Origin of the sequence: Brevundimonas sp. (genome assembly GCF_036659295.1) — a bacterium.
In the GTDB taxonomy this organism is placed as follows: domain Bacteria; phylum Pseudomonadota; class Alphaproteobacteria; order Caulobacterales; family Caulobacteraceae; genus Brevundimonas.
Window position 1 is genome coordinate 1 of record NZ_JAVXCU010000053.1, and the last position, 15490, is coordinate 15490.

At 59.0% G+C, this 15490-nt stretch carries 15 protein-coding genes and 1 pseudogene; 13 read left to right on the plus strand and 3 right to left on the minus strand.

The window, feature by feature from the left end:
• From pyrH to lpxB, 13 genes and pseudogenes are all read left to right on the plus strand, one after another.
• Positions 1–177: pseudogene (gene pyrH, locus RSB01_RS10015) on the plus strand (UMP kinase); the annotation flags it as partial.
• 41 nt (positions 178–218) lie between these two features.
• Positions 219–776, plus strand: a complete 558-nt coding sequence (gene frr, locus RSB01_RS10020; protein WP_332592093.1) for a ribosome recycling factor — start codon at positions 219–221, stop codon at positions 774–776.
• Between the two features lie 35 nt (positions 777–811).
• Positions 812–1579 (plus strand): polyprenyl diphosphate synthase, encoded by a 768-nt coding sequence (uppS, locus tag RSB01_RS10025; RefSeq protein WP_332592094.1) that lies wholly within the window; start codon positions 812–814, stop codon positions 1577–1579.
• On the plus strand, positions 1579–2397 hold the full coding sequence (locus RSB01_RS10030; protein ID WP_332620717.1) for a phosphatidate cytidylyltransferase: 819 nt from the start codon (positions 1579–1581) through the stop codon (positions 2395–2397). Before uppS ends, RSB01_RS10030 begins: the two co-directional genes overlap by 1 nt.
• Positions 2394–3590, plus strand: a complete 1197-nt coding sequence (gene dxr / locus RSB01_RS10035; protein ID WP_332625398.1) for a 1-deoxy-D-xylulose-5-phosphate reductoisomerase — start codon at positions 2394–2396, stop codon at positions 3588–3590. Before RSB01_RS10030 ends, dxr begins: the two co-directional genes overlap by 4 nt.
• Before the next feature lie 27 nt (positions 3591–3617).
• Entirely contained in the window at positions 3618–4835 is a 1218-nt protein-coding gene (locus RSB01_RS10040) for a M50 family metallopeptidase (protein WP_332620231.1), read from the plus strand.
• A gap of 29 nt (positions 4836–4864) precedes the next feature.
• The gene (gene bamA / locus RSB01_RS10045; RefSeq protein WP_332625399.1) at positions 4865–7282 is read left to right on the plus strand and encodes an outer membrane protein assembly factor BamA; all 2418 of its coding nucleotides are present in this window, start codon (positions 4865–4867) and stop codon (positions 7280–7282) included.
• A gap of 33 nt (positions 7283–7315) precedes the next feature.
• Positions 7316–7903 (plus strand): OmpH family outer membrane protein, encoded by a 588-nt coding sequence (locus RSB01_RS10050; protein ID WP_332620233.1) that lies wholly within the window; start codon positions 7316–7318, stop codon positions 7901–7903.
• Positions 7904–7911: 8 nt separating this feature from the next.
• Entirely contained in the window at positions 7912–8922 is a 1011-nt protein-coding gene (gene lpxD / locus RSB01_RS10055; RefSeq protein WP_332625401.1) for a UDP-3-O-(3-hydroxymyristoyl)glucosamine N-acyltransferase, read from the plus strand.
• Positions 8923–8924: 2 nt separating this feature from the next.
• The gene (gene fabZ, locus RSB01_RS10060; RefSeq protein ID WP_332591866.1) at positions 8925–9389 is read left to right on the plus strand and encodes a 3-hydroxyacyl-ACP dehydratase FabZ; all 465 of its coding nucleotides are present in this window, start codon (positions 8925–8927) and stop codon (positions 9387–9389) included.
• Positions 9386–10177 (plus strand): acyl-ACP--UDP-N-acetylglucosamine O-acyltransferase, encoded by a 792-nt coding sequence (gene lpxA, locus RSB01_RS10065; protein WP_332591867.1) that lies wholly within the window; start codon positions 9386–9388, stop codon positions 10175–10177. The genes fabZ and lpxA overlap by 4 nt, the downstream gene beginning before the upstream one ends.
• On the plus strand, positions 10174–11016 hold the full coding sequence (gene lpxI, locus RSB01_RS10070; protein WP_332591868.1) for a UDP-2,3-diacylglucosamine diphosphatase LpxI: 843 nt from the start codon (positions 10174–10176) through the stop codon (positions 11014–11016). Before lpxA ends, lpxI begins: the two co-directional genes overlap by 4 nt.
• Entirely contained in the window at positions 11016–12176 is a 1161-nt protein-coding gene (gene lpxB / locus RSB01_RS10075) for a lipid-A-disaccharide synthase (RefSeq protein ID WP_332591869.1), read from the plus strand. Before lpxI ends, lpxB begins: the two co-directional genes overlap by 1 nt.
• A 23-nt stretch (positions 12177–12199) precedes the next feature.
• Here lpxB and RSB01_RS10080 read toward each other — a convergent pair whose 3' ends face one another.
• The 3 genes from RSB01_RS10080 to gltX form a co-directional block, all read right to left on the minus strand.
• A complete protein-coding gene (locus tag RSB01_RS10080; protein ID WP_332591870.1) occupies positions 12200–12370 on the minus strand; it encodes a hypothetical protein in 171 nt (56 codons plus the stop codon).
• A 98-nt stretch (positions 12371–12468) separates the two neighbouring features.
• Positions 12469–13764: a citrate synthase gene (gltA, locus tag RSB01_RS10085; RefSeq protein ID WP_332625403.1), complete on the minus strand. Its 1296-nt coding sequence runs from the start codon at positions 13762–13764 to the stop codon at positions 12469–12471.
• A gap of 62 nt (positions 13765–13826) precedes the next feature.
• On the minus strand, positions 13827–15257 hold the full coding sequence (gene gltX / locus RSB01_RS10090; protein ID WP_332590759.1) for a glutamate--tRNA ligase: 1431 nt from the start codon (positions 15255–15257) through the stop codon (positions 13827–13829).
• Positions 15258–15490: the final 233 nt, after the last annotated feature.

The following is a 15490-nucleotide window of genomic DNA, read 5'->3' on the forward strand; positions in this document are numbered from 1 at the left end:
CTGACTTATCAGGAAGTGCTGGCCAAGGACTTGCGAGTCATGGACGCTTCGGCCATCGCTCTGATGCGTGATAGCGATATTCCGATCGTGGTCTTCTCGATCCGCGAGGAAGATTCGCTAAATAAAACTCTGATGGGTGAAGGTACTTTCACCGTCATCACCAACAAGCCTGTCTGATTTGGACAGGGCATTCGAAATTCGATTTAGGACAGGCGCAAATGGCAAAACCTGATCTCAAGACCTTCCGCGACCGTATGGATAAATCGGTCAGCACCCTGAAGGACGACTATGCAGGTCTGCGTACAGGCCGTGCACACTCGGGCCTTCTGGATCCGGTGATGGTCGAGGCTTATGGCTCTTCGTCGCCTCTGAACGCTGTGGCTGCCGTGTCGGTGCCGGAACCGCGCATGATTTCGGTCAATGTCTGGGACAAGGGCATGGTCGTATCGGTCGAGAAGGCCATCCGCGCTGCGGGTCTGGGTCTGAACCCGATCGTGGACGGTCAAACCCTGCGTATCCCGATCCCGCCGCTGACCGAAGAACGCCGCAAGGATCTGGTCAAGCTGGCTGGCAAATATGCCGAAGACAAGAAGATCGCTGTTCGTAACGTTCGCCGTGACGCGAATGACGAGCTGAAAAAGGCTGAAAAGGCTGGCGAAATCAGCCAAGACGATCAAAAAAAGATGGAAACCGAAGTCCAGAAGGACACCGATGCCGCCATCAAGCGCATCGATGAAATCCTGAAGGCCAAGGAAGTCGAGATCATGCAGGTCTAAGACCTGCTAGATCTCGAACCAGGGACCAGAGCCTGATGTCGGCCTCAACCGCCTCTATGCATACCGAAAAGCCACTGCATGTGGCCATTATCATGGACGGCAACGGTCGGTGGGCCGAGCGCAGGGGCTTGCCCCGTGCGCTCGGGCACCGCGAGGGCGTTCAGGCTTTGCGTCGTACGATCAAGGCTGCGCCCGAAATGGGTGTTAAGTGCCTGACCATTTTCGGTTTCTCGACCGAAAACTGGAGCCGTCCTGCCGACGAGGTTTCCGACCTGATGGGGTTGGTACGCACATTTGTCGGCGGCGATCTGAAGCGCCTGGATCAGGCGGGCGTGCGTGTGCGCGTACTGGGGCGCCGTTCGGGCGTGCCGGCCGATATTGTCGATGTCATCGACAGGGCCGAGCGCCAGACCGCGCACAATGATAAATTCCTCTTACAGGTCGCCTTTAACTATGGCGGTCGGGCCGATCTGGTGGATGCGGCCCAGGCACTGATCGACAAGGCGGCCAGCGAAGGCCGGTTTGACTTGACCGAAGAAATGTTCGGCAACAGCTTGTCGACAGCCGGTTCGCCACCGGTCGATATGATTATTCGCACCTCGGGCGAGCAACGTCTGTCCAACTTCTTGTTGTGGGACTGTGCCTATGCCGAGTTGGTGTTCCAGCCGGTCTTGTGGCCCGATTATGGTGCAGAGCCGCTCAAGGCTGCCCTCGAAGAGTTTTCCCGTCGCGAGCGCCGTTTTGGTGGTCGCGAGGTCGTAGAAGGCTCGGTGTCGCCTTCGACAGAAAGTGCGGTCGGCTAATGGCCCTTAAACCCAAGGATATTGCGCTGAGAGCCGCTTCGGCTCTGGTGCTGGCACCGGCCGCCGTTCTGGCGATCTGGGCTGGTGGTTTCTGGTTTACGGGCCTGATTGTGCTGGGCGGGATCATGCTGGCGCTGGAATGGGCGCGCATGAGCGAGCCACAGGACTGGCGTGCTGTGGGTATGGCTGTGGCCGGCGGCGTGATCGCGCCGGTTATTGCGGCCCATATCGGCCAGATGTCGCTCGCTTTTGTGCTGCTGGTATTCGGTGCCGCGATCGCCGGTCTTGTATCGCATCGTCGCGGTGGCGAGGGGCTGGATGGTGCCTATGGGGTGCTGTACCTCGGCTGGCCGTGCATTCTGCTGATCTGGATGCGTGACCTGAATGCCGATCAAGGTCTGTACTGGACCGTTCTGGTGTTCGCTGTTGCATGGGCTGCAGATATTCTGGCCTATCTGGTGGGCAGTGCCATAGGCGGGCCGAAACTGTGGCCTCGCTTTTCTCCGAACAAAACATGGTCCGGTTTTATCGGTGGCTTGCTGGCAGGTATGATCGCGGGCGGTGTCATGGCCGCATGGCTGGACATGGGCGCTCTGACGGCGCTGTGGGGGGCTATGCTGGGCTTGCTGGCTGCCTTGGCGACCATGGGCGGTGATCTGTGGGAGTCGGCCTTGAAGCGCCGGTTTGGCGTCAAGGATGCGGGCAATCTGATCCCGGGCCATGGCGGATTGCTGGATCGTGTCGATGGCCTGATGTTTGCGGTTATCGTGGTCGCTATCGGGCGCCTGATCGTTTTGATGATCGGGGGCAACGGGTGATTACGCGCAAGGTCAGCGTGCTAGGCTCGACGGGGTCGGTCGGCACCTCGACCCTTGACCTTATGGCGGCGGCCGAAGCAACGGGCAGTGGCCGTTTCGAGGTCGAGGTTCTGACGGGTGGCCGCAATGTAGGCTTACTGGCCGAGCAGTGCCTGCGCTGGAATCCAAAGCTGGCCGTAATCGAGAATGAAGTCGGTCGTGCCGAGTTGGCGGAACGCCTTGCCGGTTCCGGTATCGAGGTGGGGGGCGGAAGTGACGCCATTGTCGAAGCCGCGTCGCGTCCGGTGGACTGGGTTATGGCGGCGATTGTCGGTGCTGCGGGTTTGCGCTCTGCGTGGGCGGCGGCAGGGACGGGGACAACCCTTGCTCTGGCCAATAAGGAAAGCCTGGTCTGCTGTGGCCCTGCGCTGATCGAGCGCGTGGCAGCTGCTGGCGGCAAAATTATTCCGGTCGATTCCGAGCATTCGGCCATTTTTCAGGTGTTTCCAGAAGATGCGCCCGAGCGTGTTTCCAGGTTGATCCTGACGGCATCGGGCGGGCCTTTCCGTCGTACGCCTCTGGACCAGATGAAGACGATCACGCCGCAACAGGCGGTGGCCCATCCGAACTGGTCGATGGGAGCCAAGATTTCGATCGATAGTGCTTCGATGGCCAATAAAGGGCTGGAACTGATCGAAGCGGCCTATCTGTTCGGCATGCCGCAGTCGAAAATCGATGTAGTGGTCCACCCTGAATCGATTATCCACAGCCTTGTGGAGTATGTCGACGGCTCGACACTGGCCCAGATGGGGCCTCCCGATATGAAGACGCCGATTGCCTGTGCGTTGTCGTGGCCGGATCGTCTGCCGTGGCCCGCACCCAAGCTGGACTTGGCTGCGCTGGGCAAGCTGACGTTCGAAGCGCCCGATATGGTGCGCTTCCCGGCGCTCAGATTGGCCCGTGAAGCACTGGAAGCGGGCGGTGTTGCACCCATCATTTTCAATGCCGCGAACGAAGTTGCCGCATTTGCTTTCCTTGACCGGCGGTTGGCATTTCTAAATATTGCCGCAGTCATCACCGAAACCCTTGAAAAGGCACAAGGTGAGGGACTGGCTATCGGTAACGGAAGTGCAGCCGAATCGGCATTGGCAGTCGATAAGGAAGCGCGCCGGATCGCCGGGGACATTGTCTCGACACTGGACCTGGCGGCCTGATCGCCGCGATTTGAGACTGGAGACTGGATGATCGGCTTTTTGGGCCAAATGCTGAGTTATGTGGTGCCATTTCTGGTCGTTCTGACCGTTGTGGTGACCGTTCACGAACTCGGCCATTTTCTGACGGCCCGCGCCTTTGGCGTAAAGGTGGACCTTTTTGCGATCGGCTTCGGTCGCCCGATCCTCAGCCGCAAGGACCGCCACGGTGTGGAATGGCGCATCGGCTGGCTGCCGCTGGGCGGCTATGTGAAATTTGCCGGTGACTTGGATGAATCAGGCGTGCCGGACCGCAAAGGTCTGGAAGAGTTGCGCCAGCGTTTGGTTGCCGAAAAGGGGGAGGGCGCAGAGCGCGACTACCTCTATTTCAAACCGTTGTGGCAGCGGGCTCTGGTCGTGGCGGGTGGCCCGATTGCCAATTTCGTGCTGGCTCTGGCGATCTTTACGGTCCTGTTTTCGGCTGTCGGCGTTCCGCTGCGCCCTGCGCGGGTGATGGATGTGGCCGAAGGTTCGCCTGCGGCTGTCGCGGGCTTTGCCGTCGGTGACCTGATTACCCACGTCAATGGCAAGCTGATCGAAGACAGTTCCGAAGTGATCCGCCATGTGGCCCTGTCCAGCGGTACGCCGGTGCAGTTCACGGTTGAGCGCGACCAGAAGGTAGTGAACCTGACGGGCGTGCCGGAACGTACGGTTGTTGATGATCCTATTGGCGGTCGTGTGACCATGGGCCGGATTGGCCTTGGACTGGGTTCGACACGCGCGGAGTATCGCCATGTGCGCTATTCGCCGATCGCGGCCGTCGGCAAGGGTGCCGAGGAAATCACCAGCATTATCGGCACCACTGTCAAATATATCGGTCGCATTTTCACAGGCCGTGAAAACGGCGACCAATTCAGCGGCCCCTTGGGAATCGCCCGCGTTTCGGGTGGCTTGACCAATGCTGCGGTGGCGGCGGATCCCGATCCGGTCGCTGCTACTTTTAACCTGTTACTGACGCTAACCAGTTTTGCCGCCATACTTTCGGTCGGAATCGGCTTTCTAAATCTTTTGCCGATTCCGGTTCTAGATGGGGGGCATCTGATGTTCTATGCCTATGAAGCGGTTGCCCGACGTCCTTTGGACGCGCGGATACAGTCAACTGGTTACGGAGTAGGACTTGCCATGTTGGCCTGTATGATGTTGTTCGCCACCTGGAACGACCTGCAGAAGCTGAATATCTTCAAATTCCTTGGCGGGCTCGTCGCGTGAGTCGAGACCTGCCCCTAAGGACATCCCGAATGATCGACCTGATGAACCGAAATTCTTTCCGTGCGCGTATTTTAGGTCCGAGCGGGATCGCCCTTGTATTGGCGGCCGGCCTTGCGACGCCTGCCTTGTCCCAGGAAGCCGCTCCGGCTGCTGTGGCGGCACCTGCCGAAGCGACCCCACAAGTGGTTGTCGCCGACGAAGAGCGTGGCCAGGTAAACCGCATCATTGTGCGCGGGAACCAGCGTATCGACCATACGACTGTGCTGTCCTACCTGCCGATCCAGCCGGGCGATATTGTCGATCCGGTGACGTTCGACGTGGCCGTGCGTACGCTGTACCGGACCAACCTGTTTGCCAACGTGCAACTGGGTCTGCAGCCGAATGGCGATCTGGTGATCGAGGTTGTCGAAAACCCGATCATCAACCAGGTGACGTTCGAGGGTAACAAAGCCCTGACCGAGAAGAAGCTGCGTGACGAAGTCACGATCAGTCCGCGCGGTATCTATACCCGCGCCCGCGTTCAGGAAGACGTCGGCAAGATCGTTGAACTGTACCGTATGTCGGGCCGTATCTCGGCAACCGTGACCCCGCGTCTGGTCCAGTTGGAACAGAACCGCGTCGATGTCGTATTCGAGATCGACGAAGGTCCGGAAAGCGGCATCTCGGGTATCACCTTCCTGGGCAACAAGGCCTTTTCTGACGCGGACCTTCGCGAAGTGATGGTGACGCAGGTTTCCCAGTGGTGGCGTCTGTTCAGCTCGAACGACAACTATGATCCGAACCGTCTGGATTATGACCGCGAGCAACTGCGCAAGTTCTACACCAACCGCGGCTATTATGATTTCAACATCATGTCGTCGGTTGCCGAACTGAAGCCGGACAACAGCGCCTTTGCCGTGACCATCACGATGGACGAAGGCGACAAGTACAATTTCGGCGAGGTAAAGGTTGTCACCGAAAGCGAGCGTCTGAACGCCGACTTCCTGACCGCTCTGTTGCCGATCCGCTCGGGTGACCTGTTCCAGAGCGACCGTATCGAGAACGCCGTTGATGCGCTGACCTTTGCTGCGGGTTCGGCCGGTTATGCGTTTGTGGACATTTCCCCGTCCTATCGCGCCAATCCGGACACGGACACGGTCGATGTGACGTTCAATGTCCGTGAAGGCTCGCGCGTTTACGTGGAGCGTATCAATGTGGTGGGTAATACCCGCACGCTCGATACCGTAATCCGTCGCGACCTGCTGCTGGGTGAAGGCGATGCGTTCAACCGTTCGCTGATCGAACGTTCGCGTAACAATCTGCGTGCTCTGGGCTTCTTCAAGGACGTCAAGATCGAGGAAACCCGTGGCTCTGCTCCGGACCGTTCGATTGTGAACGTGACCGTTGAAGAGCAGCCGACGGGTGAATTGTCGGTCGGTGCTGGTTTCAGCTCGTTCGACAGCTTCACGCTGAACCTCGGCGTAACCGAGCGTAACTTCCGTGGTCGTGGCCAGAACGTTGTGGCGCGTGCCGAATGGGGTTCGATCCGCCAGAATATCGACTTCCGCTTTACCGAGCCGAAATTCATGGGCCGTGACGTGGCGGCGGGCTTCGACCTGTTCCACACCCGTATGGACCTGTCGGAATACGCTTCGTACGATTATCGCTCGACGGGTGCGGGCCTGCGCCTGACCTATCCGTTGAACAACTATACCCGCCTGAGCCTGCGTTACTTCCTCAAGGATGACGAAGTGATGGTGCCGAACAGCTATTGCTCGTCTGCGGGCATGGGCACCTCGGCGCTGTGCGACCAGATCGGTGCCTATATCAACTCGTCGGCCGGCTATACGCTGTTTGTGGACCGCCGGAACGATCCGGTTCGCGCCACGCGCGGCTGGACGACGGCTCTGCGTCAGGACTTTGCCGGTATTGGTGGCGATGTGAACTACATCAAGACCGAGATGGATGCGGCCTATTACTATGGCATCCGTCCGAACTGGGTGGTCAGCGTTCAAGGCTCGGTGGGTTATATCGCCGGCTGGAGCGGTGACTCGATCCGCATTAACGACCGCTTCTTCAAGGGTGGCCAAAGCTTCCGTGGCTTTGAAACCGCAGGTATGGGCCCGCGCGATCTGACCACGACCGATGCTCTTGGCGGTAATTTCTATGCCATCGGTACGGTTGAACTGACCCTTCCGAACGGCCTGCCCGAACAATACGGAATCCGGACCAGCCTGTTTGCCGATGTTGGTACTCTGGGCAAGTTGGATGACCGCTATCTGGTCGGCAGCAATGGTTTGCCCAACGACAAGATTGTTGATGAACTGGCCCTGCGCGCGGCTGCGGGTGTGAGCATCCACTGGCGTTCGCCGATGGGTCCGATCCGCTTCGACCTGTCCAAGGTCCTGTCGAAAGAAGACTACGACAAGACCGAAACCTTCCGCTTCTCGACTTCAACCCAGTTCTAAACCGCGGAACAATCCGCACTAAGGCTTAATACGATGAAGACTCTTACGATTGGCGCTTTCGCTCTGGCCACGCTGGCAGCTTCGGCCGCCTCGGCTCAACAAGCTCCGGCTAATCCGGGTCCGGTCCTTCCGGGTGTTTGCTCGTTCTCGGGCGAAGGTATCATGGCCGGTTCGTCGGCTGGTCGCGCCGTTCAGGCCCGTATGGTTCAGCTGTATCAAGAAGTTCAAGGTGAACTGCAGCCGTACGTAACCTCGCTGGAAAGCGAAGCCCAGCAGCTGCAACAGTCGGCTGCTACACTGGCCGAAGCCGATCGCAACACCCGCATCCAGGCGCTGCAAACCCGTGACCGCGAACTGCAACAGCTGCAGCAAACCCGTGCCAACGAACTGCGCTACACCCAAGCCGTTCAGGCCGAAGCGATCAACACGGCTGCCCAGCCGATCGTCATCGCTGTCTATCAAGAGCGCGGTTGCGGCGTTCTGCTGAACGACAGCGCAGTGGCTTACATCAACCCGGCTATGGACATCACCGCTACGGTCGTCCAGCGCCTCGATGCCCAACTGCCGACGCTGTCGTTCAACCGTATGCCGGTGCCAGCGCAGGCACAGGCTCAAAACTAATCTGGGCCATGCCCGATACGACCTTTTTCAAGACCCAGCCCCCCCGCACGGTCGCTTCCATCGCCGAACAACTCGGCGCGGAAGTGATCCGGGGCGGCGAAGTCATCGTTTCGGCGGTTGCGCCCCTGTCCACATCGGACCGGGGCGCTATCGCTTTTATGGGTGATCGCAAATTCTTGCCTGCGTTGGAGAATACCAAGGCGGCCTGTGTGATCTTGCATCCTTCAATGACAGAGCGTGTCCCTGAAGGCGTGGCAATCATTGCCTCGCGTCAGGCGCAGGCCGACTGGGCGCTGGCATCGATGATGCTGCATGTGCCGCGAGGACTGGATCGCGCCATTACAGCGGCAGAGGCTGCTGAAGACGAAACTGTGGTGATCGAGCCGGGTGTGGTTCTAGGCGAGGGCGTTCGTATCGGGCGCGGCACGCGTATCTGTGCCAATACCGTTATCGGGCCAGGCGTGCAGATCGGTCGTGATTGCTGGATCGGTTCGAATGTCAGTCTGTCATTCTGCCTGTTGGGCGACCGCGTAAAAATCTATGCTGGTGCGCGTATTGGCGAATCCGGTTTCGGTGCCACGGGATCGCGTGACGGCGTGATCGATATTCCCCAACTGGGCCGTGTTGTCATTCAGGACAATGTGACAGTCGGGGCCAACAGCTGTGTTGACCGTGGTGCCTTTGACGATACCGTTCTGGGTGAAGGCACCAAGATCGACAATCTGATCCAGATTGCCCACAACTGTGTCATCGGGCGTAACAACCTGATGGCGGCACAGGTCGGTTTGTCGGGTTCGATCACGACGGGCGACAATGTGATTTTTGGTGGTCAGGCCGGTATTGCCGACCATCTGAATATCGGGGAAGGGGCCCGAGTAGCCGGGGGAGCCGGGGTGCTGGCAGATATACCTGCTGGTGAAACCTGGTCGGGGTATCCAGCCAGACCGCTGCGCCGCTTCTTGCGCGAGAGTATCTGGCTTTCGAAACAGGCGTCCAAAAAGGGCGCAAAGGAAACCTGAGCATGAGCGAACAGACCAATATCGACTATGCCGAGGTGATGCGTCGCCTCCCGCACCGTTACCCCTTCCTGCTGGTCGACAAGGCCCAAGACTTTGTTCCGGCGACTTCGATCGCCGGTATCAAGAACGTCACGCATAACGAGCCGTTCTTCCCGGGCCATTTCCCGATCGATCCGGTCATGCCGGGCGTTCTGATCGTTGAAGCTATGGCCCAGACGGGTGCGCTGCTGATGTCCAAGACGCTCGACGTTGCGGTCGCGGACAAGGTCATCATGTTCATGTCGATCGACGGTGTGCGTTTCCGCAAGCCGGCCCGTCCAGGTGACCAGCTCCGCATGGAAGTGAAGGTCATCAGGGCACGCGGCGATGCCTACAAATTCCGTGGCGAAACCTTCATCGACGGCAAGCTGGCCGCCGAGGCAGAGTTCATGGCCATGGTCGTTACCGTTCAGGAACCTGCTGCGTGAGCCAAATCCATCCGACCGCAATCGTCGATAGCAGCGCCACCATAGCCGACGGCGTTGTCGTCGGCCCGTGGAGCATTGTCGGCCCCAATGTGTCTCTGGCCCAAGGCGTGGTCCTGAAGTCCCATGTCGTGATCCAGCAAGACACAGCGGTCGGAGCCAATACGGCCATCCACTCGTTCGCTCTGGTCGGCGGGGATCCGCAGCACCTTGGCTATAAGGGAGAGACGGTCCGTCTGGAGATCGGCGAGAACAATATCATCCGTGAGCATGCCACGTTGAACCGTGGCACGCCGCAGGGCTCGGGCGTGACGCGTCTGGGGAATAACTGTCTGCTGATGACAGGCGCACATATCGGCCATGACTGCATTGTCGGTAACAATGTCACCATGGCCAACAGCGCGACGCTGGGTGGCCATGCCGAGGTGGGCGACCGTGTGTTCCTCGGAGGTCTCTGCGCCGTTCACCAGAACGGACGTGTGGGGCAGGGCGCGATTGTGGGCGGTCTGGCGGCCGTTACCCGTGATGTCATCCCTTACGGCTCGGCATGGGGCAACCATGCCCGTCTGCGTGGGCTGAACCTGATCGGCCTCAAGCGTAAGGGTTACGGCAAGGACCAACTGCGTCGTCTGCTGGCCTTCTATCGCGAGTTGTTCGAGGGCGAGGGGCAATTTGCCGGACGTCTGGAGACGATTGGTGAAGCCTATAACGATATTCCCGAAATCGTCGAAATCCTCGATTTCATCAGCGAGGGCGGTAAGCGTCCGCTTTGCCTGCCTAACGCCGAATGAAAAAGCTGGGACTGATCGCGGGTGGCGGTGATCTTCCCGCATCCGTGGCGGCTCGCTGCGAGGCAGAGGGCCGTCCGCTTTATGTTATCCGACTGGATGGTTTCGCGGATGATGCCATGCGGGCTTGGGAGGGGGAAACCCTCGGCATGGCCCAGATCGGCGGCATCCTGAAAGCTTTGCGCCGTGAAGGTTGCGAAGCTATCTGTATGGCGGGCTATGTAAATCGTCCTGATTTCAAAACCTTGAAGCCTGATCTTAAGGGGGCGACCTTGCTTCCGGGGATTATTGCCGCCGCAACAAAAGGCGATGACGCCCTGCTACGCAAAATCCTCGGTGTATTTGAAGCTGAAGGGTTCAGTGTTGAAGGGGCCGACGATATTCTGGGCGGGCACATGCTGTCCCTTGGCGCTCTGGGGCACGTAACGCCAAACGAAGATCACATGTTTGACTTAAAGAAAGCCATTCATGTCGCTGAAAAATCAGGTGAACTTGATGTTGGTCAGGGCGCGGTTGTCTGTAACGGTCTGGTTCTGGCCGTAGAGGCTCAGGAAGGCACTGACCAGATGCTGTTACGGGTTGCAGGTCTGCCGCAAGACCTTCGCGGCACGGCGGATCACCGCAAGGGCACTCTGGCCAAGGCACCGAAACCCATTCAGGACATTCGTGTGGATATGCCGGTTATCGGTCCGCGCACGGTTGAACTGGCCGCAGCAGCAGGCTTGGCCGGTATTGGCGGATTTGTAGACCGCCTCATCATCATGGACGTTGCAGCCACGCGTGCGACCGCGGATCGTCTGGGACTGTTCGTCTGGGGTATGTCTGACGAGGATCGCCTGTAATGGCCTACAAGATCATGCTGGTGGCTGCCGAGGCGTCGGGCGATGTGTTGGGGGCCAATCTGGCCAAGGCACTGAAAGACCGTCTGGGTGATCAGGTCCGGTTCGTCGGTGTTGGCGGCCCACGCATGGCCGAGATGGGCATTCACAGCCCGTTTGATATCGCCGAACTGTCTATCCTAGGCGTGGTCGAAGGCATCAAGGCCTATAAACGCGTCAAACAGCGCGTGGCAGACACCGCAGCACTCGCTGAACGTGAAAAGCCAGATGCGGTCATTCTGATCGATTCATGGGGTTTCACCATTCGGTCGGCAAAGGCCATACGCAAGGTATTGCCGCAAGCGGCCTTGATCAAATATGTCGGTCCGCAGGTTTGGGCCTCACGACCGGGGCGCGCCAAGACCCTTGCAAATGCGGTCGATCACTTGTTGGCGCTTTATCCTATGGATGCGCCATGGTTTGAACGGGCCGGTCTGTCCACGACGGTCGTCGGTTCTTCGGCTCTGCACATCGATATGAGCGATGCTGACGGTGATCTGTTCCGCAGCCAGCGGGGCATAGCCGCAGATGCGCCTCTGCTTCTGGTCATGCCGGGAAGTCGCCCGAAAGAGATCGAGCGGATGACGCCCGTCTATGAAAAGACGGTTCAGAACCTCAAGGCTTCCATCCCCGACCTACAGGTCGCTGTCGTAGCGGCAGGAACGGTGGCGGCGGATGTAACGGGCCGCGTCGCGTCATGGCCGTTCAGGGTGCATGTCGTAACCGAGGCCGACAAGTACGCGGCCATGAAGGCAGCCGATGTGGCCTTGGCGACAAGCGGAACGGTTTCGACCGAAATCGCCATGGCGGGCACGCCGATGGTCATTTCCTACAAGATTGACAACGTCTCGTACCGGCTGATGAAGCCGCTGGTGACGGCCAAATATTTCACCATGCTGAACCTTGCTGCCGACGAGGAAGTGGCCCGTGAGTTTATTCAGTTTGATGCCACGGCAGAAAAAATCACGCCGGAGGTTCTGCGGTTGCTGACCGACAAACAGGCCGCAAATGCGCAAGCCAAACGTCAGACCGAAGTGCTCGAAATCATGGGGCGCGGTGGCCCCAATCCATCAGAACTGGCTGCAGATGCCGTTCTGGCCGTGATGGAAAAACGTAAGGCCTGATCGGGCCTTACGTCACCATTGTCTTATTTGGTCATCCACGGACGGGACTTGCCCGACGTGATGCGCTTGTTTTGCTCGCGCTGGAAGGCTCCGCCACGCGGCGCTTGTTCGCGTGCAGCCAAAGCTTCCTGCTTTTGACGCAAAGCCCGCTGGATGGGGGTTTCGTTCGGTTGGATTGTTTTGGTGTCGGTCATAAGCGCGGTCTAGCACAGAAGTTGTTGCGTTAGCGCGAAACAAAAAACGCCGGAGTAAAAACTCCGGCGTTTCTTTTTGTCTGGTTCGACGGGGCGGATTAACCGCGCTTGTCGATCGAAACGTAGTCGCGTTGCGTCGGGCCGGTATACAGCTGACGCGGGCGACCGATCTTCTGGGTCGGGTCGGCCATCATTTCCTGCCACTGCGAGATCCAGCCGACGGTGCGGGCCAGAGCAAACAGGACGGTGAACATGGTGGTCGGGAAGCCCATCGCCGACAGGGTGATGCCCGAATAGAAGTCTACGTTCGGGAACAGCTTGCGCGAGGTGAAGTACTCGTCCGACAGGGCGACCTTTTCCAGTTCCTTGGCAACAAGGAACAGCGGGTCGTTGGCACGGCCGGTCGCTTCCAGCACTTCGTAAGCCGACTGCTGCATGACCTTAGCGCGAGGATCGTAGTTCTTGTACACGCGGTGGCCGAAGCCCATCAGCTTGTACTTACGGTCCTTAACGCCTTGGATGAACTCGGGAATACGGTCAGGAGTACCGATTTCCTTCAGCATGTTCAGAGCTTCTTCGTTCGCGCCGCCATGCGACGGGCCCCACAGGCAGGCAATGCCGGCTGCGATACAGGCGAACGGGTTGGCACCCGACGAACCGGCCAGACGGACGGTCGAGGTCGAGGCGTTTTGCTCGTGGTCGGCGTGCAGGGTGAAGATGCGGTCCATGGCCCGAACCAGACGCGGATCAACGTGGTAGTCTTCTGCCGGCACGGCGAAGCACATACGCAGGAAGTTCTCGGCGTAGGACAGGTCGTTGCGCGGCGACACGAACGGCTGGCCGACGTGGTACTTGTAGGCACGGGCAGCGATGGTCGGCATTTTCGCGATCAGGCGGATAGCCGAGATGTCGCGCTGGACCGGATCGTGGATGTCGAGGCTGTCGTGATAGAAGGCCGACAGGGCACCGACGGTACCGACCATGATCGCCATCGGATGGGCGTCGCGGCGGAAGCCTTCGAAGAAGCGGTCGAACTGCGCGTGCAGCATGGTGTGGCGGGTGACCAGTTCCGAGAACTCTTCGTACTCGGCGGCGGTCGGCAGTTCGCCCTTCAGCAGCAGGTGGCAAACTTCAAGGAAGTTCGACTGCGAAGCCAGTTGGTCGATCGGGTAGCCGCGGTGCAGCAGCACACCTTCGTCACCATCGATATAGGTTAGGCCCGACTCGCACGAGGCGGTCGAGGTGAAACCCGGGTCGAAGGTGAAAGCACCGGTACCGGCATACAGTTTGCGAATGTCGATGACGTCCGGACCGGTCGAGCCGGACAGGACGGGGAGTTCGATGCTCTTGTCGCCGAGGGTAAGCGTGGCGGCGGGATTAGTTTTTTCAGTCATCTGGGCCCCTTGTTATACTTGGACCTGGCGCGGGGAGGCGTTGGTCTGCGTGGTTTGGGTGATTACTTAGTCTGTTGCAGCGCATCATCCAAGCGCTGGAGACTATTGTCGCGACCAACTGCCACAAGAATTTTGGCAATATCGGGAGCCGGTACACCGCCGGTCAAGGCAGCGCGGGCAGAAGGTCCGATTTTTCCGAAGCCTACACCTTCTTTTTTAGCAAAAAGTTTAAGCTCGGCTTCGAGGTTTTCGACCGACCAATCGGCTGTATTGGCCAGATGCTCACGAAGTCGTGAAAGTCGGTCGAGGTTTTCGCCCTGCAACATGGCCTGACTTTTCTCGTTAAACGAGATCGGGTTAGCCAAAAGGGCGAACTGCACCTGATCAGCCAGTTCCGGCACCAATTTGGCGCGGTCCTTGATCAGGGGAAGGGTGCGAAGGACGGTTGCGCGTCCTGTGTCGTCCAGCGGTTGACCGCGAGACGCCAGAATTTCGGTTACGAGATCGAGCAGGCGCTGATCGTCGGCCTGGCGGATCCAGTGGGCGTTGACGTGGGCCAGCTTGTCGAAGTCCAGACGGGCGGGTGCTTTGTTGATGCCTGCAAAATCGAACCAGGCCTTGGCCTGTTCATCGTCGAAGAGTTCGTCATCGCCATGCGCCCAACCCAGACGGGCCAGATAGTTACGCATGGCTTCGGGCAGGTAGCCCATTTCCGCATATTCGTGCACGGCCTGTGCGCCATGACGCTTCGACAGCTTGGCACCGTCAGGACCGTGGATCAGCGGGATGTGCGCAAAGGTCGGACGGGTCCAGCCCAATGCGTCATAGATAAGGCTCTGGCGGGCAGCGTTGTTCAGGTGGTCATCGCCACGGATGACGTGGGTGATGCCCATGTCGTGGTCGTCAACAACCACGGCCAGATTATAGGTCGGGGCACCGTCCGAACGCAGGATAACCAGATCGTCCAGCGACGAGGATTCCCAGCGTACCGAACCTTGAACAGCATCATTCACCACAACGGCCTGATCCAGCGGGCGGCGGAAGCGCACGGTGAACGGCTTTTGCAGGTCTTCGGCGGTGGGTTCACGGTCGCGCCATGGCGACATGAAGTCTTTTCCTTCGGCCTTGGCGGCATCGCGTAATGCGCCCGTCTCGTCGGCGGTCAGGAAATCGCGATAGGCATGGCCGGTATCCAGCAGTTGCTGGGCCACTTCGCGGTGACGGTCGGCGCGCGCATACTGATAGACGGTTTCTTCGTCCCCCAGCAGGTCCAGCCATTCCAGACCATCGAAGATTGCTTTGACGGCTTCGTCGGTTGAGCGCTCACGGTCGGTATCCTCGATACGAACGAGGAATTTGCCGCCATGGCCCTTTGCGTACAGCCAGTTAAATAACGCTGTTCTCGCGCCGCCGATATGCAGGTAACCTGTCGGCGAGGGGGCAAAGCGGGTGACAACAGTCGAAGAAGACGAGTTCATAAGCGATGAGTCCATTAGGTGCGCCCTTATACGCCCGTCGTCGACAAAGCGAAGCCTTGCCGTAAAGTTGATTGACGGTTTGCGGGTCAGGCTCGCTCACGAATTGCAAATGCAGTCGCTGAGATGGCCGTTATGGAGCGCGGTTTTCTTTGGCTCCGGTTGTGCCATTTATTTCGGTTTGAAAACCGAACCTTCGATAGTGCCACTGTTTTTAATGGCTTTTTTGTCCATTTCCGCTTGGCTTTTGG

Bases quoted from the DNA above. Each gene is read 5' to 3' on its own strand.
- fabZ (WP_332591866.1), top strand. From the start codon at position 8,925: ATGAGCGAACAGACCAATATCGACTATGCCGAGGTGATGCGTCGCCTC.
- gltA (WP_332625403.1), bottom strand. From the start codon at position 13,764: ATGACTGAAAAAACTAATCCCGCCGCCACGCTTACCCTCGGCGACAAG.
- RSB01_RS10040 (WP_332620231.1), top strand. From the start codon at position 3,618: ATGATCGGCTTTTTGGGCCAAATGCTGAGTTATGTGGTGCCATTTCTG.
- lpxD (WP_332625401.1), top strand. From the start codon at position 7,912: ATGCCCGATACGACCTTTTTCAAGACCCAGCCCCCCCGCACGGTCGCT.
- lpxB (WP_332591869.1), top strand. From the start codon at position 11,016: ATGGCCTACAAGATCATGCTGGTGGCTGCCGAGGCGTCGGGCGATGTG.
- bamA (WP_332625399.1), top strand. From the start codon at position 4,865: ATGATCGACCTGATGAACCGAAATTCTTTCCGTGCGCGTATTTTAGGT.
- uppS (WP_332592094.1), top strand. From the start codon at position 812: ATGTCGGCCTCAACCGCCTCTATGCATACCGAAAAGCCACTGCATGTG.
- lpxI (WP_332591868.1), top strand. From the start codon at position 10,174: ATGAAAAAGCTGGGACTGATCGCGGGTGGCGGTGATCTTCCCGCATCC.
- RSB01_RS10050 (WP_332620233.1), top strand. From the start codon at position 7,316: ATGAAGACTCTTACGATTGGCGCTTTCGCTCTGGCCACGCTGGCAGCT.
- gltX (WP_332590759.1), bottom strand. From the start codon at position 15,257: ATGGACTCATCGCTTATGAACTCGTCTTCTTCGACTGTTGTCACCCGC.
- RSB01_RS10030 (WP_332620717.1), top strand. From the start codon at position 1,579: ATGGCCCTTAAACCCAAGGATATTGCGCTGAGAGCCGCTTCGGCTCTG.
- RSB01_RS10080 (WP_332591870.1), bottom strand. From the start codon at position 12,370: ATGACCGACACCAAAACAATCCAACCGAACGAAACCCCCATCCAGCGG.
- frr (WP_332592093.1), top strand. From the start codon at position 219: ATGGCAAAACCTGATCTCAAGACCTTCCGCGACCGTATGGATAAATCG.